The organism is Bradyrhizobium sp. Crot121 (genome assembly GCF_059512385.1).
Genome location: NZ_JCAMOR010000077.1, coordinates 13,993 through 33,727, shown reverse-complemented (window position 1 = coordinate 33,727; position 19,735 = coordinate 13,993). Strand labels below are relative to the sequence as shown.

The following is a 19,735-nucleotide window of genomic DNA, read 5'->3' as shown; positions in this document are numbered from 1 at the left end:
CCTCCGGCGCGACCTCTCCCTTCGGGAGAGGTGAACTTGCGGCCAAGCCGATTCAACCAAATGACATCGCGCTCTAGGCTCCCCGCAATGACGAGCTGAGGCTACGGAACGCCGTCATGCCCGGGCTTGTCCCGGGCATCCAGGTCTTTGCTTCCGAACGCGCAGCGACCCGTGGATGGCCGGGACGAGCCCGGCCATGACGAATGCGGCAAAATTGCGCGCTACTGCCCCACTCTCTCCTTGAGCCGCGCCATGGCGACGCCTTCGCGGGCGAGCTGGTCGGCGCGCTCGTTTTCGGCGTGGCCGGCGTGGCCCTTGATCCAGTGCCAGCGCACCTCGTGTGGCTTCAGCGCGGCATCGAGCCGCTGCCATAGCTCGACGTTCTTCACCGGCTTCTTGTCGGCGGTGCGCCAGCCGTTCTTCTTCCAGCCGAAGATCCACCCCGTGATGCCCTGGCGGACATATTGGCTGTCGGTGGTGAGATCGACCACGCAGGGCTTCTTCAGCGCCTCCAGCGCCGAGATCGCCGCCATCAATTCCATGCGGTTGTTGGTGGTATGGGCCTCGCCGCCCTTCAATTCCTTCTCGACGTCGCCGAATCTCAGGATCGCGCCCCAGCCGCCCGGACCGGGATTGCCGGAGCAGGCGCCGTCGGTGAAAACAGTCACATGCGGCTTTTCGCTCACGCCACGCACCCTGCCTGCGTCACGCCGTAGTCGCGCAGCGTCTTCACGCTCTGGTGGAAGCGCAGCTTCCGCGCGTATTCCAGCGGGTCCTTGGGCTTCACCAGCGCACCCGCCGGCACGTTGAGGAAATCGACCAGGCGCGTCAGCAGGAAGCGCAGCGCGGCGCCGCGCGCAAGCAGCGGCAGCGCCGCCTGCTCTCCTTCCGACAGTGGCCGCGCCCGGCCGTACGCATTGAGCAGCGCGCGCGCCTTGGTCGCATTGAAGGAATGATCCGGCTCGAAGCACCAGGCATTGAGGCAGATCGCCACGTCATAGGCCAGGATGTCGTTGCAGGAGAACGGGAAGTCGATCAGGCCGGACAGCCTGTCGCCGAGGAAGAACACGTTGTCCGGAAACAGATCGGCATGAATGACGCCGACCGGCAGATCGGCCGGCCAGTTCGCCTCGAGATAGCCGAGCTCGCACTCGACGAAATCGCGCAGGCCCGCCTGCACGCTGTCGGCGCGCGCGCTGGCGAGATCGAACAGCGGCCGCCAGCCGGCGACCGAGAGCGGGTTCTTCCGGAACATCGGAAAATCGAGCCCGGCAAGATGCATTTTCGCCAGCGCCTCGCCGACCGCTCCGCAGTGCCCGACAGTCGGCCGCCGCGGCCACATGCCTTCGAGGAAATTGATGATCGCCGCCGGCCGCCCGGCAAGCCGGCTATAGACCTCGCCGTTGCGGTTTCGCGCCGGCTGCGGGCAGCTCACGCCGCGCTCGGCCAGATGCGCCATCAGCGACAGGAAATACGGAAGATCATCCTCCGCCACGCGCTTTTCGTACAGCGTCAGGATGAACGAGCCGCGGCTCGTGTGCAGCAGGAAGTTGGAATTTTCGACGCCTTCGGCGATCCCCTTATAGGAGAGGAGTTCGCCGATGTCGTAACTCTTGAGGAATTCCGCTAGCTCTTCGGCGGCGACGTCGGTGTAGACCGCCATAAAGGACTACTCGGCGGCGGCTTCGGGACGCAGCGAGCGCGGCAGCGGGAAGAACTCGTTTTCTTCCGCCGCCGAGACGGTCTCGACATGCAATTCAAAGCGCTCGCCGAACGCGTCCATGATCTCTTCTACGATCACTTCCGGCGCGGAGGCGCCGGCCGTAATGCCGAGGCTGCTGATGCCCTCAAATCGCGCCCAATCGATATCGCTGGCACGCTGCGCCAGCACCGCGATCGGGCAGCCCTCGCGCTCGGCGACCTCGCGCAGGCGCTGCGAGTTGGAGGAGTTCGGCGCGCCGACCACGATCAGCGCATCGACCACCGGAGCCACCTTCTTCACCGCGAGCTGGCGGTTGGTGGTGGCGTAGCAGATGTCTTCCTTGTGCGGCCCGTTGACGTTCGGGAAGCGCTCCTTGAGCAGCGCGACGATCTCGGCGGTATCGTCGATCGAGAGCGTGGTCTGGGTCACAAAGGCGAGGTTGTTGGGATCCTTCGGGGTGAAGGTCTTGGCGTCCTCGGCGGTCTCGATCAGGGTCACGGCGCCCGGCGGCAACTGGCCGAGCGTGCCGACCACCTCCGGGTGGTGGGAATGCCCGATCAGGAGGATCTCCCGCCCCCGCTTGAAATGGATGGCCGCTTCCCGGTGCACCTTGGTGACCAGCGGACAGGTGGCGTCCAGCGAGAACAAATGGCGCGCCTGAGCATCCGCCGGAACCGATTTCGGAACCCCATGGGCGGAAAAAACCACCGGCGCGGTGGTATTTTCGGGGATTTCGGCCAGTTCCTCGACGAAAATCGCGCCCTTCTTCTTCAGGCCGTCCACGACGTATTTGTTGTGGACGATCTCGTGCCGGACATAAACCGGGGCGCCGTAGATCGTCAGCGCCCGTTCCACAGTGTCGATGGCCCGGACCACCCCGGCACAAAAGCCGCGTGGCGAACAAAGCACGATTCTCAGGTCAGGTTTGGCTGGCATGGAGCGATCTCGCGACCGAATCACCCCTTGCCGGCGGGCAGGGAACGGTCAGTTGGGGTAGGACTTGGGCTCGGTTTCCGGCGGTGTCAAGGCACTCTAGCAGAACCATTGCGCCACCGGTACCCGAAGGATTATATAGGGCTTAATTCCCGTCATCGCTGATGACCCCCCGGTTTCGCCTCCAAAGAGGTGGGCGAAGCACAAAGGAGATTTGCCATGAGCAACGCACCTCTGATGCCCAAGGCGACCGCCGTCTGGCTACTCGATAATACCGCGCTGACCTTCGACCAGGTCGCCGATTTCACCAAGATGCACCCGCTCGAGGTCCGCGCCATCGCCGACGGCGACGCCGCCCAGGGCATCAAGGGCATGGATCCGATCTCGACCGGCCAATTGAGCCGCGACGAGATCGAAAGGGGCGAAAGGGACCCCAACTATCGCCTCAGGCTCGGCGAGAGCAAGGTGGTGCTGCCGGCCGCCGCCAAGCGCAAGGGCCCGCGCTACACCCCGGTATCGCGCCGCCATGAGCGGCCGAGCGCGATCCTGTGGCTGGTCCGCAACCATCCCGAACTGAAGGACGCCCAGATCATGCGGCTGGTCGGAACCACCAAGACCACGATCGCGAGCGTCCGCGACCGCACCCACTGGAATACCTCGACGCTGACCCCGATGGACCCGGTGACGCTCGGCCTGTGCTCGCAGATCGAGCTCGATTTCGAGGTGCAGCGCGCCGCCAAGGAGAAGCCCGCCACCGCCACCTATGGTGGCGCCACGCTGCTGCCCGCCTCCGAAACCACGCGGAAGGAGCCGGAGTTCGAGCCTGCCGAGAAGACGAGCGACGACCTCAACGTCGACGCCGTGTTCGCCAAGCTGAAGACGATCGGCGGCAAGAAGGCGGACGAGGAGGAGTAAGTCTCCTCCACTTTGAGCCATCGGAGATGCGAACGCGGCGGGATAACCCGTCGCGTTTTTGTTTGAGGCGATGCAGCGAGCGCCCTCAACCATCATGCCCCGCGAGTGCGGGGGATGGATTCACGGTTGAAGTGCAACGATTGATTTGAGTTCGGAGAATGCCTCAGCGGGGGTTTTGAAGTCCAGACATTTGCGTGGGGTGTTGTTGAGGCGGCGAATGTGCCGCTTGAGGTCAGCTGGGGTGATGAGGTTGAGGTCGGTTTTGCGCGGCAGGACGCGTCGTAGCCGGCCGATGAAGTTTTCGACGCCGCCTTTTTGCCAGGGGCTGTGGGGATCGCAGAAGAAGGTTTGGAGGCCGAGGGTTTGGTGAAGCCTGTGATGCTCGGCGAACTCGTTCCCGTTGTCGAAGCTGATGGTTTGGCGCATCGCCGCCGGAACCTTGCCGAGCTGACGCGTGATGGTTTGAGCGGTGAGAACAGCCTTTCGATCGGGCGGGCGGTGAACGATGTTGAAACGGGTTTGTCGTTCGTGGAGAACCAGCAAGCCTTGACCGCATTTGGCGAACAGCATGAAGTCCGCCTCCCAATGGCCCGGCGTTCCGCGGCCCTCGACCTCAACGGGTCGTTCGGCGATCGAGCGTCGGTGCTTGATGACGCTGGCGCGGCTGCGTCCGCGTCGCCCGCGTATTTTTTTGTGACGCGGCAGCAGACGATACCAGTAATCCTTCTGGGCTGTTCGATGATAGATGAAGCGATAGATTGACTCATGGCTGATGATCACGCGACCATGTTCCAGCGCCAGTCGGCCAGCGATCTGCTCGGGGGAATGTCCCATCGCAAGGCCTTTGCCCACGCGGTCCCGCAGGTGCGGCTGGCGCGCCAGCTTGAAGCGGCAATCCCACCGCCGCCGGCGCCCGGCCAGTTGCTGCGCCCGGACAGGCTCGTAGCCGCCCGCCCAAACCTTGGTGGGCCGGGAGTTCCGTCGAAGTTCGCGACTGATCGTCGATGGCGCCCGGCCAAGTGCGGACGCAATTTGGTTTTGAGATTTACCGCCTGCATGCAGGCGGTAAATCTCAATGCGCTCATCGAGGCTGAGCTGGCCGTAACACTGTCCCATCGCCGCAACACCCTGGCAGGTGTTGCACTTGTGTCGTGAACCTAAGGGGTATCCAGTACGCCGCAGCTTATCGGTCCGACGATTGACGTCTCTGGAATACTGGATCACCCGCTTTCGCGGGTGATTGACGGCGGATCGGCCTCACGCCTTCTTCAGGAACTCCGTGCGCAGGACCAGGCCCTTGACCTTGTCGGTGCGGCCTTCGATCTCGTCCTCGCTATCGGTGAGGTGGATGTTCTTGATCACCGTGCCGCGCTTCAAGACCGTGGACGAGCCTTTCAGCTTCAGGTCCTTGATCAGCGTGACGCTGTCGCCTTCGCCGAGCAGCGCGCCGTTTGAATCCCTAACCTTGATGTCCATGTGATGCTTTCCGCGACGCGCGCTGAGATGAGAACACTCTCTCTTAGCGCAATTCGATTTCGTCCGTCATCTCATGCGGGCTCAGCATCAAGGCGGCTGGCGGCGCCGGGGCCCGGCCCCCCCGGCGCCGCCATCCCCCCGCGGCGTCAGAACTTGTAGACGACGCCGCCGCCCACCAGCCACGGATCGATATTGGCGCGCCCGGTGACTGGAATTGCGTTGTTGACGGTTGCCGAGTAGTCCGGCCGCAGCCACAGCTTCTTCACGTCGACGTTGAGGCCCCAGTGGCGGTCGAGCATGTAGTCGAAGCCGAACTGGACCGCGGCGCCGACCTGGTTGCTGATGTGCAGATCCGTCACCGCGAGGCCGCCGACCGGCGTATTGGCCGCGGACTGGTTGAAGAACACGGTGTAGTTGATGCCGGCACCGATGTACGGCTTGAACGCGCCGAGCCCGGTGAAGTGATATTGCAGGGTCAGCGTCGGCGGCAACAGCCAGGCCTTACCGATGTCGAGCCCGTTGAGCGCCCCGGTACCGCTGATGTGATGCCTGGTCGCGCCAAGGATGAGTTCGGCCGCCAAGTTCTCGGTGAAGAAATAGGTGATGTCGAGCTCCGGGATGACCTGGTCGCTGATCGAGAGCCCCGAATTCGGTGACGACAGGCCCGGAACGCCGAAGACGTTAACCGAGCTGCCGCCCGCATCCGGCAACACGCCGAGCGCGCGCAGACGGATCATCCAGGGGTTGAAGGTCTCCACCGGCGGCGGCGCTTTCGCCTTGTAGACCGGCGCCAGATCCGCAGCCTGCGCCGACATGGCAGCCCCACCGAACGCCGCCGCAACCGCGAGCAGTGACGCCGTCAAAATCGTTCTTGTCCTCATCAAATTCCCCATCGCCAAGTCTTCCATCGCCAAGTCCGCGCGGAAAGTCGCGCGTTGCCTCTCTCAGACCAGAAGCGGGGCGGTGAAGGATTTGATGCGGATCAAATCAGACGAGACATGGCGTGATTGAGTCACACCGTTGCAAAAGTATCACGGCAAACACCGATGCGATTCAGTCGTAGCGGTAACGCGCTGCCGCTCTCGTCATACTTCGCGGGCATGACAACGGAGATTCGCGAAGCACTATCCGAGCGCGATGTCTTCCGTCACCTCGTGCTTGAGTCCGACAGCGTCGATCGTCAGCGTCATTTTTGCGGTCAGCTTCTCGTTGCCTTTGAGACGGCCGGCGTCGATGCCGTCGCGTACGGCCTTTTCGATCTCGCGCTGGGAGGTGATGCCGACGCGCTTCAGGAATCGGCGCAGGCTTTCGTTGAAGACGTCTTCGTTCATGACGGTCCTCCTTGCCTCATGGCCTCACCGGATTGTTGAGCATGTCTTCGGCGAGATTGCGCTGCCGGCGGTCGGTCCTCGCTTCAGCGTTCTGCCGCTGGACGTCGCGGTCCTTGCGGCAGGCGACATATTCGGGCGAACCCTGCTGGACATTGTTGGCGCGGCAGAAAGCGTCGTCATCGCCCGCAGCGTCGGCCAGCGGCGCCGATCTATGCTCGAGGCAGCCGGCGAGCAGCGGGGCGAGCAGGAACAGCGCGATATGGGCTCGGGCGAAGTAACGTCGCATACGTGGGTTCCCTCTTTCGTCATTGCCGGGCGCCCGTCCCCGACCCGATCGGGGATGACCCGGCAATCCATCGAAAAGATGGCGGCTTCTCTGATCTTGATGGATGCCCGGGTCAAGCCCGGGCATGACGATCCAACCGTCACACCCTTCCCTTCAGCGCGTCGCCGATCTCGTCAAGTACCTTGGGGTCCTCGATCGTGGCCGGCATGGTCCAGCTTTCGCCGTCGGCGATCTTCTTGATGGTGCCTCGGAGGATCTTTCCGGAGCGCGTCTTCGGCAGGCGGCCCACGGTGATCGCGAGCTTGAAGGCGGCCACGGGGCCGAGCTTTTCGCGCACCAGCGCTACGATTTCCTTCTCGATCTCGGCCGGCGGACGGCTGACGCCGGCCTTCAGCACCAGGAGGCCGCAGGGCACTTCGCCCTTGATCGCATCATTGATGCCGAGCACGGCGCATTCGGCGACATCGGGATGCGACGCCAAAATCTCTTCCATGCCGCCGGTGGAGAGCCGGTGGCCGGCGACATTGATGATGTCGTCGGTGCGGCCCATCACCCAGACATAGCCGTCCTCATCCTTGTAGCCGGCATCCGAGGTCTTGTAGTAGCCGGGGAATTCGGAGAGATAGGCTTCCTTGAAGCGCTCGTCCTGCTGCCACAGCGTCGGCAGGCAGGCGGGCGGCATCGGCAGCTTGACCACGATCGAGCCCATAGTGCCTGCGGGCACGGGCCTTGCGGCCTCATCGACCACATCGACCTGATAGCCCGGCATCGGTACCGTCGGCGAGCCGTGCTTGACCGGCAGCATGCCGAGGCCCACCGGATTGCCGGCAATGCACCAGCCGGTCTCGGTCTGCCACCAATGGTCGACCACCGGCACCTTCAATTGTGCTTCCGCCCATTCCACCGTCGGCGGATCGGCGCGCTCGCCGGCGAGGAAGAGCGTGCGGAAGTTTGCGAGATCGTATTGCCGGATGAACTTGCCTTCCGGATCCTCCTTGCGGATGGCGCGGAAGGCGGTCGGTGCGGTGAAGAACGCAACCGCCTTGTGCTCGGAGATGACCCGCCAGAACGCACCGGCATCGGGTGTGCCGACCGGCTTGCCTTCATACATGACCGAGGTCGCGCCATGGAACAGTGGGCCGTAAACGATATAGCTGTGGCCGACCACCCAGCCGATGTCGGAGCCGCACCACCAGACCTCGCCCGGCCTGACGCCATAGAGGTTGAACATCGACCATTTCAGCGCGACCAGGTGCCCGCCATTGTCGCGCACGACGCCCTTCGGGATTCCCGTCGTGCCCGAGGTGTAGAGGATGTAGAGCGGATCGGTCGCGAGCACCGGGACGCAAGGCACGGCCTTGCCGGCATCGAGCGCGGCGCCGCGCAGACGGGCCCAGTCGTGATCGCGGCCCGCAGTGAGCTCGCAACCATGCTGCGGGCGCTGCAGGATGATGCAGCCTTGCGGCTTGGCGCTGGCAAGCTTGATCGCCTCGTCAAGCAGCGGCTTGTACTGCACGATGCGGCCGGGCTCGATTCCGCAACTTGCCGAAAAGATCAGCTTCGGCTTGGCATCATCGATGCGGCTGGCCAGCTCCTTTGCCGCAAAGCCGCCGAACACCACGCTGTGCACCGCGCCGATCCGCGCGCAGGCCAGCATCGCCACCACCGCTTCCGGCACCATCGGCATATAGAGGATGACGCGGTCGCCCTTGGTCACGCCGAAATCCTGCATGACCGCGGCGAGCGTCTGCACTTCCTTCAGAAGCTCGGCATAGGTGAATTTCGTCACGCTGCCGGTGAGCGGGGAATCGTGGATCAGTGCGACCTGCTCGGCGCGACCGCCCAGGACATGGCGATCGAGCGCGTTGTAGCAGGTGTTGACGACGGCGCCGGTGAACCAGCGTCCATAAGCGCCAAGCGAGGGATCGAAAATCTTCTTCGCGGGCTCGATCCAATCGATCTCCCGCGCCGCCTCGCTCCAGAAGCCCTCGGGATCAGCCAGCGAACGTGCATAGACCTCGTGATAGCGGCTGTCGTGAATATTCATGGCGTCCTCCCGGTCCTTCTCCCCGTCATGGCCGGGCTCGTCCCGGCCGTCCACGCGTTGCTTCCTCGCCGGGAAGGACGTGGATGCCCGGCACAAGGCCGGGCATGACGCAAGCGGCTAGTTCATCGTCTCTGACCGCATTGTCACGGAGAGCGGTCATGATTCAAGCCGAAAAGACGCCGCCGTTCGTGCACAAAGCGCGTTCGCGACCTCCCACCTCTCCCGCAGGGAGAGGTCGGCGCGCAGCGCCGGGTGAGGGGTTCAGGTCCCACGAGAGAGCGTAACCCCTCACCCGATTTGCTGGCGCAAATCGACCTCTCCCTATGAGAGAGGTGAAAGAGAGCTAATACCCATCGGCCCCGTTCAGCTTCTGGAGGCGCTGCTTCATCGCCTTCTGCAGGTCGTAGCCGGGACGGCCGAACTGGGCGTTGCGGCGGGCGATGAATTCGTCCTGCTCGCGCTGCAGGGCGCGGGCGGCACGCGGATTCTCGGCCTCGCGGATCGCCCTGGCATTCGCCGCAAAGATCTCGCGATCGAGATCGGCGAGTTCCGGATTGCCGCAGATGACCTTCTCCACCGCGCGGTGCGCCTTGGCACAATTGAAACTTGGCTTGCCGGCAACGGCCATCAGCGCGCCCAGGCGCTCCAATTCGAGCGCCAACGACTTGTAGTTCGCGCGCGCCGCGGCGTGATCCGGGTTCAGCTTGATCGCCGCGCCGAAATCAGCGAGCGCCTTGGGCCGGTCGCCCTTCTTGCGCCAGAGCTCGCCGCGCGCATTGAAGCTATCGGCAAGCGTCGGATCCAGCCTCAGCACCGCGTCGTAATCGGAGATCGCGCGGTCGACCATGTCCTTGCGGGCATAGGCGTCGCCACGCGCGATCAGCGCCTTGACGCGATCGGCGTTGGTGGCGCTTTCATTGTCAATCAGCGCCGTGCAGAGTTCGACGGCCTTGTCGTTATCGTCAGCACCAGCAGCAGTGAGGCATGGCGCAGGATCGGCCTGCACATCCTTGAGCGGCTCTACGCCGGTTGCGAATGCATGCTGCGCAAGCGCCATGCAAAGGCTCGACGCGACGAGAGCGCGTCGGATGAAGAGCCAGGGTTGCATCGATTGGTCCGGAAGGAATTCTTGATCTCGGCCCGATGGTAGCAAACGACGCATACTCCGCACAGCGGGAGATTTGTCGCGATTTCGCGCTTGCCCATGGGCTCGCAAACTGATGCTAGATTAGCCGACGTCCGCCAACGGGAATTTGACGCGTGTCAACCTTCGAATGGATCATCGTCCTGCTGCTCGTCGCCATTCCGCTGTCGGCGGTGGCGCGACGTATCAACGTGCCCTATCCGACCTTTCTTGCGATCGGCGGCGTGCTCCTGACCTTCCTGCCGTCGGGGCCATCCTGGACATTGGAACCCAGCCTCGCGCTGGCACTGTTCGTGGCGCCGGTGCTGGTGGATGCAGCGTTCGACACCTCGCTGCGGGACCTCCGCAACAACTGGTTGCCGGTGACGATGCTGGTGCTGGCGGCGGTAGGAACCACCACCGCCGCCGTCACCCTGGTGACGCACTGGTTCAAGCCGGACATGCCATGGGCCGCGGCGATCGCGCTCGGCGCCATCGTGGCACCACCGGATGCCGCTGCCGCAGTCGCAATCCTGCGCCAGGTCAAGCTGCCCTATCGGCTCCTGAAAATCCTCGAAGGCGAGAGCCTGCTCAATGACGCCAGCGCGCTGCTGATTTATCGCATCGCCGTGGGCGCCGTGGCGATCGAGCATGCGAAGCTGCACGAATTCGCGCCCGCGGTAGCATGGGCGCTCGTCGGCAGCCTGCTCGCCGGCTTTCTCTTCGCGAGGATTTCGGCACTGCTGACGCAACGGATCAGCTACGCGCCGAGCGCGATCATCACCCAGTTCGGCGGCACGTTCATGATCTGGATCATCGCCGAGCGGATCGGCCTTTCCGGCATTCTCACCATCGTGGTCTTCGCCATCACGCTGGCCCGCACCGCACCGGCGCGAACTCCGGCCCGGCTGCGTGTCCCGTCCTATGCGGTGTGGGAGACCGTGGTATTCGTGCTCAACGTGCTCGCCTTCATGTTCATCGGGATGCAGCTCAAGCCGATCTGGGCCGGGCTCGACGCCTACGTGCGCATGGAATACTGCATCTTTGCCGCGAGCGTGCTGGCGGCCGTGATTCTCGCGCGCATCGCGTGGGTGATGAGCTATGGCGTCGTCTTTCGGCGACTGGTGGCATGGGGGCTATTCCACCCCTCGCGCACGGCGCCGCCGCCGACAATCAAGAGCGGCTTCGTCGTTTCCTGGTGCGGCATGCGCGGCATCGTCACGCTGGCGGCCGCCTTTGCGTTGCCGGAGGATTTCCCGTATCGCGACCTGATCCTGCTGACCGCCTTTTCGGTGGTGTTTGGAACGCTGGTGATCCAGGGCTTGACCTTGCGGCCCTTGATCTTGGCGCTGCGTCTGAAGGACGACGATCCGGTGACGGCCGAGGCGGCGCGCGCCCGCGCCACGGCCTTTCGCGCCGCGCTGGAGGAGATCGACGGCGATCCGTCCGAGGAGGCCGAGATCCTCAGGCTGGAATACCGCGCGCTTCTGATGCGCGCCGAGACCGATCCGAGCGGCGGCGTCACATCGAGCGAGCTTCCCGCCGATCCCTTAAGGCGCCGCGCGATCAGCGCCGCCCGGCAATCGCTCTTGACGCTGCGCGACTCTGAGGAGATCGGCGACGACGCATTTCATCTGGTCGAGGAAGAGCTCGACCGTGCCGAATTGAGCGCGGAGGCGTGATCTTGCGTCGTCCCGGCCTTGAGCCGGGACGACAATTAGCTCACCTTCAGCGTCACGCCGCCGTCGACGACGAGCTCAATGCCGGTGACGTATTTCGATTCATCCGAAGCCAGGAACAAGGCAGCGTTGGCGACGTCCCAGGCGTCGCCCATGTGGCCCATCGGCACCTGCGCGTCGCGGGCGCGCCACATCGCTTCCACGTCGCCCGCGGAATAGCTGGCGGCGAGGCCGGCGGAATGCGCCACCATCGGCGTCTTCATCAGACCGGGCAGGATCGCGTTCACCCGCACATGGTCGCGCGCGAACTGCACCGCGCTGGTGCGCGTCATCTGGTTCATCGCCGCCTTCGTGGTGGCATAGGTGACGTAGGAGATGCCGAGATGGCGGATCGAGGCGATCGAGGAGATGTTGATGATCGAGCCGCCGCCCTGCTTCTGCATCACCGGGATCACGTGCTTCATGGCAAGATAGGCGCTCTTGAGGTTGACGGCGAACACGCGGTCCCATTCCGCCTCGCTCACCTCGACCACGCTGCCCATCTCGGCGATGCCGACATTGTTGTCGAGCACGTCGATGCGGCCATACGTCTTCAGGCATGCGGCGACCATCGCCTCGACGTCGGCCGCACGGGAGACGTCCGCGGTGAACGCTGCCGCCTTGCCGCCCTCGCCGGTGATGATGCCGGCCGTCTCTTCCGCAGCGGCCGCGTTACGGTCGACGCAGAACACGCTGGCACCCTCGCGCGCAAAGGTGACGGCGGCCGCCTTGCCGTTGCCCCAGCCCGGCCCGATCGAGCCGGCGCCGACCACCATCGCGATTTTGCCCTTGAGCCGATCCATTGGCTTCTCCCCTTGTTAGTGTTCGTATTGCAGCCAGGCGCCCGCGGTCAACCCAGTCCGGCTGATGTGCCCGATGCACACTCCGCATGCATCATCCGAAAGTCGCAGGCGCGATGCCCCTTGCAACGTTTGCCCCAAACCAGCATGAATGCGCCGCCCAAGACCCGGCCGTCCAGCCGGGTTAGAGAGAGCGTACTGGGGGAAGCATGACTACAGAAGGCCGACCGTCAGGCAAATCGTCGTCCAATGACGAAGTCGTCGCCATCTCCGAGGAGGCGCTGCAGAAAGCGGAAACCTTCGTAGAGGCCGAGGAAGGCGCGACCAACCGCCTGATGGGATGGGCAGGACGCATTTCGACCACGATCGCGGTGGTCATGAGCCTGTTCCACCTCTATGCGGCCTACGCGATCGTTCCGACCCAGGAACTCCGCTATACCCATGTCGCCTTCACGCTGGTGCTGAGCTTCCTCTTGTTTCCGCTCGCCACGCGTTTTCGCAACCGCGTCCGCTGGTGGGACATCGTGCCGGGCATCGTTGCGGTCGCAACCATCGTCTATGCGCTGTGGGGCGGCGAGGATTTCACCGACCGCGCCACGACGCCCGACCACCTGGATGTCATCGTCGGCATTGTCTTCATCGTGCTGCTGCTCGAGGCGACGCGGCGCACCACCGGACCCATCATGCCCGTGGTGTCGCTGTTCTTCATCGCCTATGCGATGCTCGGTCCGCATCTGCCGGCGCCGTGGACCCACCGCGGCTACGACCTGTCCCGCCTGGTCGGCCATCTCTTCATCACGCTGGAAGGCATTTTCGGCGTCGCCGTCGATGTGTCGGCTACCCTGATCATCCTGTTCACGATCTACGGCGCATTCCTGCAGCAATCCGGCGCCGGGAAGTTCTTCATCGACTTCTCGCTGGCGCTGATGGGCGGCAAGCCGAACAGCGCAGGACGGACGGTCGTGCTGTCGTCGTTCCTGCTCGGCGGCCCCTCGGGTTCGGGCGTTGCCACCACCGTGATGATCGGCACCGTGGCCTATCCGATGCTGGCCAAAGCGGGTTTTGAGAAAAACGCCGCCGGCGGATTGCTGGCGGCCGGTGGCCTCGGCGCGATCCTGTCGCCGCCGGTGCTGGGGGCGGCCGCGTTCCTGATCGCCGAGTTTCTCAAGATCAGCTATCTCGACGTGATCTGGATGGCGACCATCCCGACCTGCCTCTATTACATGTCGCTGCTGTTCATGGTCGAACTGGATGCCCGCAAATTCGGCGCCAAGGACGTCAACTTCAAGCCGGAGATGACGCTCGGCCAGATGACCAAGCGCTACGGCTTTCACTTCGTCTCATTGGCCGCCGTGGTCGTGTTCATGATCATCGGCTATTCGCCGTCACTGTCGGTGTTCTACGCCGTTGTGGTCACCTTCGCGTTGAGCTTCCTGCGGAAGGAAACGGCGCTGGTGCCCACGAAGCTGGTGAAGGCGCTGGCCGACGGCTCGATCGGCGCGCTCAATGCCGCGACCACCTGTGCATGCGCCGGCATCGTCGTCGGCATCGTGACGCTGACGGGCCTCGGCCTGAAATTCTCGTCGATCGTGATCAGCTATGCCGGCGGCAGCTTACTACTGACCGCGATCTACACTTCGCTGATCGTCTGGATTATCGGTCTCGCGGTGCCGGTGACCGCCTCCTACATCATCTGCGCCGTGATCGCAGCGCCGGCGCTGATCAAGCTCGGCGTGCCCGATTACGCCGCGCACATGTTCATCTTCTATTACGCCGTGCTGTCGGAGGTGTCGCCGCCAACAGCGCTGTCGCCGTTCGCGGCTGCTGCCATCACCGGAGGCGATCCCTACCGCACGACGCTGCAATCGTGGAAATACACGCTGCCGGCCTTCCTGGTGCCGTTCGTGTTCGTGCTCGACCCGCAGGGCGTTGGCCTTCTGCTGGCGATCCCGAAGGGCGGCTCGTGGGTCGATATCCTCGAAATCACGCTCAAGGCGACCATCGGACTGCTGGCGCTCGCCGCATTTGCCCAGAACTGGGCCCTGCGACAAACTACGCCGATCGAACGCGGCCTGCTTCTGCTATCCGGATTGCTATTGGTGTTTCCGAGTTTGATCGAGGCGATCGTCGAATGGATGATCGGCCGCGATATCAGCTACACCTACGTGCCAGGTCTGATCATAGGCCTCGGCGTGCTGCTGTGGCAGGCGAGAACACCGACGCCGAAGGAACCGGCGCTTACGATTTAATGAGGGAGTGACAGGATGAAGAAACTGAAAAAGACCGTGGCGATGCTGGCTGTGACGATCTCGGCCGGTCTCGCTTTTGCCGGCATCGTTCATGCGCAGCAGAAGATCATGTCGATCGGCACCGGCGGCACCGGCGGCGTCTACTATCCGCTCGGCGGCGCGATCGCCAACGTGCTCTCGAAGAATCTTCCCAATGTGCAGGCCACCGCCGAGGTCACCGGCGGCTCGGTCGACAATCTCAAGCTGATCGGCACCGGGCAGAGCGAAATGGGCTTCACCATGGCCGATGCCGCGCTCGACGCACTGCAGGGCCAGGACAAGTTCAAGAACAACAAGGTGCCGCTGCAGGCCCTCCTCGTCGTTTATCCGAACCGCATGCATGTGGTGACCGTCGAGGGCACCGGCATCCAGACCATGGCGGACTTCAAGGGCAAGCGCGTCTCGACGGGTTCGCCCGGCAGCGCCACCGAAGTGATGGCATTCCGTGTCATCGAAGCGGCTGGCCTGGACAAAGACAAGGACATGAAGCGCGAGCGGCTCGGCGTTGCCGAATCCGTCAACGCCATCAAGGACGGCAAGATCGATGCCTTCTTCTGGGTCGGGGGCATCCCGACCGCGGCGGTGACCGACCTCGCGGCGACCCCCGGCGTCAAGATGAAGCTGATCGATCATGGCGACCTGGCCGAGAAGATGAATGCCAAATACGGCAAACTCTACTCCGCCAGCAAGATCAAGGCAGGCTCGTATCCGGGCTACGACAAGGACAATTCCATCACCGAGGTCTGGAACCTGGTTGTCACCGGGGACAAGATGAGCAACGACGATGCTTATACGATCGTCAAGACGCTGGTGGAAAAGAAGGCCGACATCGTCGCCGTGCACAAGGAAGCCGAGAGCTTCTCCCTCGACAACCAGCGCCAGGATCGCTCCCCGATCCCGTTCCATCCGGGCGCATTGAAGTATTTCAAGGAAAAGGGCATTGACGGCTAGCTCTTTTGTTTTGACGCGTTTTCTTCACGCGAACCGGTATCCACTTCGCTCGAAAACGCTATGACACGCCTCAACCACAATTCCTGACCACCGCTGAGCGGCGCCATCGTGCGCCGCTCGATTTTTCGGCGCCTATCCTTCCGCATCGCTCAAGGACCTCCAAATGCCTTCTTCGACCGTCGCTTCGTCAAATCTTAGCCGCCGCTCGCTGCTGCGAGGCACCGCCGGGCTTGCCGGCGCATCAATGCTGCCGCGGCTGGCGCGCGCCGCCGAATGGCCGACGCGGCCGGTCAAGCTCCTGGTGCCGTTTGCCGCCGGCGGCACCACCGACATCCTGGCCCGCGTGGTCGCGGCCAAGGTCTCCGAGGAATTCGGCCAACAGTTCATCGTCGAGAACAAAACCGGCGCGGGCGGCAATATCGCGGCCGACGCCGTCGCCAAAGCCGATCCTGACGGCTACACCTTCCTCGTGGGCACGCCCGGCACGCATGCGATCAATCCGTTCGTGTTCAGGAACATGCCGTTCGATCCGCTGAAGGATATCGCGCCAGTCATCATCATCGCGCGGGTGCCCAATCTCTGCTCGGTCACCAATTCGCTGCCGGTGAAGTCGGTCGCCGAACTGATCGACTACGCCAAGTCGAAGCGTGGCGAATTGTTCTACGGCACGCCCGGGCTCGGCAGCACCGCGCATGTCTCGACCGAGCTGTTCCGCTCGATGACCGGCGTCGAGATCACGCATGTGCCCTACAAGGGCAGCGCGCCGGCATTGACCGACCTGATCGCCGGCCGCGTGCATCTGATGATCGACAACCTCCCCGCCGCGCAGCCCTTCGCCGAAGCCGGACAGATCCGTCCGCTTGCGGTGTCCACCTCCAAGCGCTGGCCGCTATTGCCTGACCTTCCGACGATCGCGGAGGCGGGCGTGCCCGGCTATGAGGCCGCCTCCTGGTTCACGATCGCGGCTCCTGCGAAGACGCCGAAGGAGATCATCGACCGCCTCAACGCGAGCGTCGACAAATTCCTCAAGACCGAGGACGGGATTGCACGCCTGCGCAAGCTCGGCGCCGACCCCGTCGGCGGCTCGGCCCAGGACATGCAGGCTTACGTGCTGGCGGAGACCGAGAAATGGGGCAAGGTCGCCAAATTCGCGGGCATCCAGCCGGAGTGACGACGGCATTACTCTCCCATAGCAGGGCCGGGACATCGGCCGACGGGGCGCGTCGGTCACCCGATCCAGACGACGTATAGAACCGAGCGCCAACACGCACGTCAGTTCGGCCATTGGCAAGGATCGTATTCCCTGCTTAATTTTCCCTGCGCGAAACCGGCCCGCCAGTGGCCGGCGCAACCGGGAGAAACGCCAATGCCTGCTTACCGCGCCGTCGGACTATCTTTGGGAGCCGCAGTCCTGCTCTGCAATCTCACGTTCAATCCTGCCCATGCGAAACCTTTCATGATCGTCGGGCTCGACGAGAAGGTGTTATGGGATGACGATGGAAAACCGATCCTGTCTGCGCCCGGCAAGGACCAGGTTCTCATCCTCGACCTCGCCAATCCCGAAAATCCCAAGACCGTCGCCTCACTGCCGCTGAAGAATTCGGTGGTGGGACCGCCGGTCAATCTCGACATCGACCCGACCGGCTCGATCGCTCTCGTCGCCGATTCAGTCGATGTGACCAAGGACGGCGATGCGCTGAAGCAGGTGCCGGACAACAAGGTCTATGTCATCGATCTCAAGGCCAACCCGCCGAAGCTGGCAGCAACCGTGACCGTCGGCAAGCAGCCGTCCGGGCTCAGCATCAGTCCGGACAGCAAGATGGCGTTGGTCGCCAATCGTGGCGACAATTCCGTTAGCGTGCTCTCGATCAATGGGACCGACGTCAAGGTCACCGACACCATTGCGTTGCCCGACAGCGTCGCCCATGTGGCGTTCACGCCGGACGGCAAGCGGGCGCTCGCTGTCCGCTTCCCCGCGCACAAGGTCTCGGTGCTCGATATTGCCGGAGACAAGGTCACCTACAACAAGGTCGATCTGCCGACGGGCCAATGGCCATACAATGTCGCGGTGACGCCAAATGGCAAACTCGCGCTGACGTCCGACAATGGCGGCGCCGGCTCATCCGACGGCAGCGTCGACACCACGAGCGTGATTGATCTCGAAGCCAATCCGCCGCGCATCATCGATCGTGTGGTGGTCGGCGACGGCCCCGAGGGCCTTGCGATTTCGCCGAAGGGAGATCTCGCTGTCGCCGCCATTTTGCGCGGCTCCAACATGAAGAACGCGTACTACTATCACAAGGACGGCAGCCTCACGGTGCTGAAGATCGACGGCAAGAAGGTGACCAAGACTCAAGACATCGAGGTCGGTGGCTTGCCCGAAGCCGTCGTGTTCACGCCGGACGGCAAGTACCTGCTGGCCGGAAATTACCTGACTCAGGATTTCTCGATCCTGAAAGTCGATGGTGGGAAGGTTAGCGACACCGGAAAACGCTTCAAGGTGCCGGGTCACCCGGCTTCGGCGCGCATGGGGCACTAGAGCATGATCCGGAAAAGTGGAGACCGGTTTTCCGAAAAGATCATGCTCGAATAAAGAACGATCGGTAGCGGCGGCGATCACGTGAACGCTATTCTCAAAACGGGAATCGATCACGGCGACAACGATAAACAACCACAGACATTAACGCGTGCTGCCGCCGCGAAACGACGCGGCGGCGCACCATTGCAATCGCTCGCGAGCAGTTCGGACCGAATGGCGTCGGAGCACGGCATTTGGGGCCGCCGATGCGCTGATCTGCTTCGATTATTCATTACAATTTTAGCTTTATTTGTCTCTTTAACCCTACCTAAGCATTCATGGGGATTTGAAAGGAGGGTCCTCAAATTTCCCGATTAAGGCCGCCACGGAGATGTACGAGTCAAATCGACATCACGGGAAAGGGCGGGCATGAATCAAATCAACCCCAAGGAATACGCACGACCCGGCTGGTTCGGTCATCGCAAATTGACGCCGCGGGCTTGCGTCGCCGATAGCAAGAAGCACCTTCGTACCTTTCTTTCTGATGCTCTCGAGGATCTCGGCTTCATCACCTCGGAGTGCGGCGAGGCCACCGAACTGGATGGCGCGCTGGACGCGCATCGGCCCGACCTGCTTGTGCTCGGTGTCTCCGTCAACGGGATCGAGGTCGGCAGGATTCTGGAGGTTCTCGTCAGAAAGAATTTCGCCGGCAAGGTTCTCGTCATCGGCCCGCCCGAGTCGATTATGGTAAAAGCGGTCAGGCAAATTGGCGAAGAATACGGCGTAGCCATGCTGCCGCCGCTGGCGACGCCGTTCGGCGCCGGAACGCTGCGCGACAGCGTTGCGATGCTGCTGCCGCAGGAGCCCGCGCCGAGCCCCGCGGTCGATGTGGCAGAAGCGCTCAAGGCCGGCTGGCTCGAATTGTGGTACCAGCAGAAGATCAACTTGCGCACGCTGGTGCCCGCGGGCGCGGAGGCCCTGGTCAGGATGCGGCATCCGGCGTGGGGTGTGGTGCCGCCGGCCTATTTCATTCCCGATGAAAGCGATCCGCATTTCCAAGCGCTGTCCGAATTCGTGGTCGGTCGCGCCATCGAGGATTGGCACTATCTCTTGGAGCAGAAAGGACCGGTGGACCTCTCGATCAACCTGCCGGTATCGTTCCTGAGCGATCCGCAAGCCGTGCGCGAATTATGCCGCCGCGTGCCGCAGCATCCCGCGTTCGGCGGCCTGCTGCTCGAGATCGGAAGCGCCGAGGTGATCGAGAACCTGGACCTCGTGATCGAGGTCGCGCGGCAGGTGCGGTTCCACAACATCGCGATATCGGTCGACCAGGTCGGCACGGAGTGGCCATCGCTGATGGGTCTAAAGAACTTCCCCTTCGTCGAACTGAAGATCGATCATCAATTCGTCACCGGCGCCGCCGACGACCGGCTGAAGCAGACCGTGTGCAAACATGTCGTCGAGCTTGCCCACGACCACGGCGCACGGGCGCTCGCCCAGGGCGTCGAGACCCGCGCCGACTTCCTCACCGCCCATGCGGTCGGCTTCGACCTGGTGCAAGGCTATCTGTTCGGCAAGCCGATGGGAGTGAAGAAGTTCGCCCGCTCGCGGCCTTCCCCTGCCGCGAGCGCTGAATCGAAATCGTGA

18 protein-coding genes are annotated in these 19,735 nt (G+C 63.4%); 7 read left to right on the top strand and 11 right to left on the bottom strand.

Features of this window, described 5'->3' with window-relative positions; translation table 11 throughout:
- Window positions 1–221: 221 nt before the first annotated feature.
- Genes rnhA through ispH form a run of 3 tightly spaced genes read right to left on the bottom strand, consistent with a single transcriptional unit; the run spans window position 222 to window position 2,638 of the window.
- The gene (gene rnhA, locus AC5ZGW_RS37910) at window positions 222–686 is read right to left on the bottom strand and encodes a ribonuclease HI (protein WP_130229707.1); all 465 of its coding nucleotides are present in this window, start codon (window positions 684–686) and stop codon (window positions 222–224) included.
- Window positions 683–1,663 carry a homoserine kinase gene (locus AC5ZGW_RS37905; RefSeq protein ID WP_130229706.1) on the bottom strand — a complete coding sequence of 327 codons (981 nt, stop codon included), beginning with the start codon at window positions 1,661–1,663 and terminating at the stop codon, window positions 683–685. Before AC5ZGW_RS37905 ends, rnhA begins: the two co-directional genes overlap by 4 nt.
- 6 nt (window positions 1,664–1,669) lie before the next feature.
- Window positions 1,670–2,638 carry a 4-hydroxy-3-methylbut-2-enyl diphosphate reductase gene (gene ispH / locus AC5ZGW_RS37900; protein WP_130229705.1) on the bottom strand — a complete coding sequence of 323 codons (969 nt, stop codon included), beginning with the start codon at window positions 2,636–2,638 and terminating at the stop codon, window positions 1,670–1,672.
- 216 nt (window positions 2,639–2,854) lie between these two features.
- On the opposite strand from ispH, the gene AC5ZGW_RS37895 reads away from it, so the two are divergent.
- Window positions 2,855–3,550, top strand: coding sequence for a DUF1013 domain-containing protein (locus AC5ZGW_RS37895; RefSeq protein WP_130229704.1), 696 nt, complete (start codon window positions 2,855–2,857; stop codon window positions 3,548–3,550).
- Between the two features lie 120 nt (window positions 3,551–3,670).
- Here AC5ZGW_RS37895 and AC5ZGW_RS37890 read toward each other — a convergent pair whose 3' ends face one another.
- The 7 genes from AC5ZGW_RS37890 to AC5ZGW_RS37860 form a co-directional block, all read right to left on the bottom strand.
- On the bottom strand, window positions 3,671–4,666 hold the full coding sequence (locus AC5ZGW_RS37890) for an IS30 family transposase (RefSeq protein WP_130229703.1): 996 nt from the start codon (window positions 4,664–4,666) through the stop codon (window positions 3,671–3,673).
- Window positions 4,667–4,807: 141 nt separating this feature from the next.
- Window positions 4,808–5,026, bottom strand: coding sequence for an alkylphosphonate utilization protein (locus AC5ZGW_RS37885; protein ID WP_130229702.1), 219 nt, complete (start codon window positions 5,024–5,026; stop codon window positions 4,808–4,810).
- A gap of 146 nt (window positions 5,027–5,172) precedes the next feature.
- Entirely contained in the window at window positions 5,173–5,907 is a 735-nt protein-coding gene (locus tag AC5ZGW_RS37880; protein WP_165435552.1) for an OmpW/AlkL family protein, read from the bottom strand.
- Between the two features lie 243 nt (window positions 5,908–6,150).
- Window positions 6,151–6,357, bottom strand: a complete 207-nt coding sequence (locus tag AC5ZGW_RS37875; protein ID WP_130229700.1) for a DUF6494 family protein — start codon at window positions 6,355–6,357, stop codon at window positions 6,151–6,153.
- A gap of 16 nt (window positions 6,358–6,373) precedes the next feature.
- Window positions 6,374–6,643, bottom strand: a complete 270-nt coding sequence (locus tag AC5ZGW_RS37870; protein WP_028168247.1) for a hypothetical protein — start codon at window positions 6,641–6,643, stop codon at window positions 6,374–6,376.
- Window positions 6,644–6,782: 139 nt separating this feature from the next.
- On the bottom strand, window positions 6,783–8,690 hold the full coding sequence (locus AC5ZGW_RS37865; protein WP_130229708.1) for a propionyl-CoA synthetase: 1,908 nt from the start codon (window positions 8,688–8,690) through the stop codon (window positions 6,783–6,785).
- A gap of 343 nt (window positions 8,691–9,033) precedes the next feature.
- Complete coding sequence (locus tag AC5ZGW_RS37860) at window positions 9,034–9,747, bottom strand: tetratricopeptide repeat protein (RefSeq protein WP_130229699.1); 714 nt, start codon at window positions 9,745–9,747, stop codon at window positions 9,034–9,036.
- A gap of 203 nt (window positions 9,748–9,950) precedes the next feature.
- Here AC5ZGW_RS37860 and AC5ZGW_RS37855 point away from each other — a divergent pair, with 203 nt between their 5' ends.
- Entirely contained in the window at window positions 9,951–11,495 is a 1,545-nt protein-coding gene (locus AC5ZGW_RS37855; RefSeq protein WP_130229698.1) for a cation:proton antiporter, read from the top strand.
- Between the two features lie 35 nt (window positions 11,496–11,530).
- On the opposite strand, the gene AC5ZGW_RS37850 is transcribed toward AC5ZGW_RS37855, so the two are convergent.
- Window positions 11,531–12,334 (bottom strand): SDR family NAD(P)-dependent oxidoreductase, encoded by an 804-nt coding sequence (locus AC5ZGW_RS37850; RefSeq protein WP_130229697.1) that lies wholly within the window; start codon window positions 12,332–12,334, stop codon window positions 11,531–11,533.
- Between the two features lie 206 nt (window positions 12,335–12,540).
- On the opposite strand from AC5ZGW_RS37850, the gene AC5ZGW_RS37845 reads away from it, so the two are divergent.
- The 5 genes from AC5ZGW_RS37845 to AC5ZGW_RS37825 all read left to right on the top strand — a co-directional run bounded on the left by AC5ZGW_RS37845 (window position 12,541) and on the right by AC5ZGW_RS37825 (window position 19,735).
- On the top strand, window positions 12,541–14,580 hold the full coding sequence (locus tag AC5ZGW_RS37845; RefSeq protein ID WP_130229696.1) for a TRAP transporter permease: 2,040 nt from the start codon (window positions 12,541–12,543) through the stop codon (window positions 14,578–14,580).
- Between the two features lie 15 nt (window positions 14,581–14,595).
- A complete protein-coding gene (locus AC5ZGW_RS37840; RefSeq protein ID WP_130229695.1) occupies window positions 14,596–15,570 on the top strand; it encodes a TAXI family TRAP transporter solute-binding subunit in 975 nt (324 codons plus the stop codon).
- Between the two features lie 163 nt (window positions 15,571–15,733).
- On the top strand, window positions 15,734–16,741 hold the full coding sequence (locus tag AC5ZGW_RS37835; protein ID WP_463327355.1) for a Bug family tripartite tricarboxylate transporter substrate binding protein: 1,008 nt from the start codon (window positions 15,734–15,736) through the stop codon (window positions 16,739–16,741).
- A 195-nt stretch (window positions 16,742–16,936) separates the two neighbouring features.
- The gene (locus AC5ZGW_RS37830; protein WP_165435539.1) at window positions 16,937–18,109 is read left to right on the top strand and encodes a lactonase family protein; all 1,173 of its coding nucleotides are present in this window, start codon (window positions 16,937–16,939) and stop codon (window positions 18,107–18,109) included.
- A gap of 408 nt (window positions 18,110–18,517) precedes the next feature.
- Window positions 18,518–19,735, top strand: a complete 1,218-nt coding sequence (locus AC5ZGW_RS37825) for an EAL domain-containing response regulator (RefSeq protein ID WP_130229578.1) — start codon at window positions 18,518–18,520, stop codon at window positions 19,733–19,735.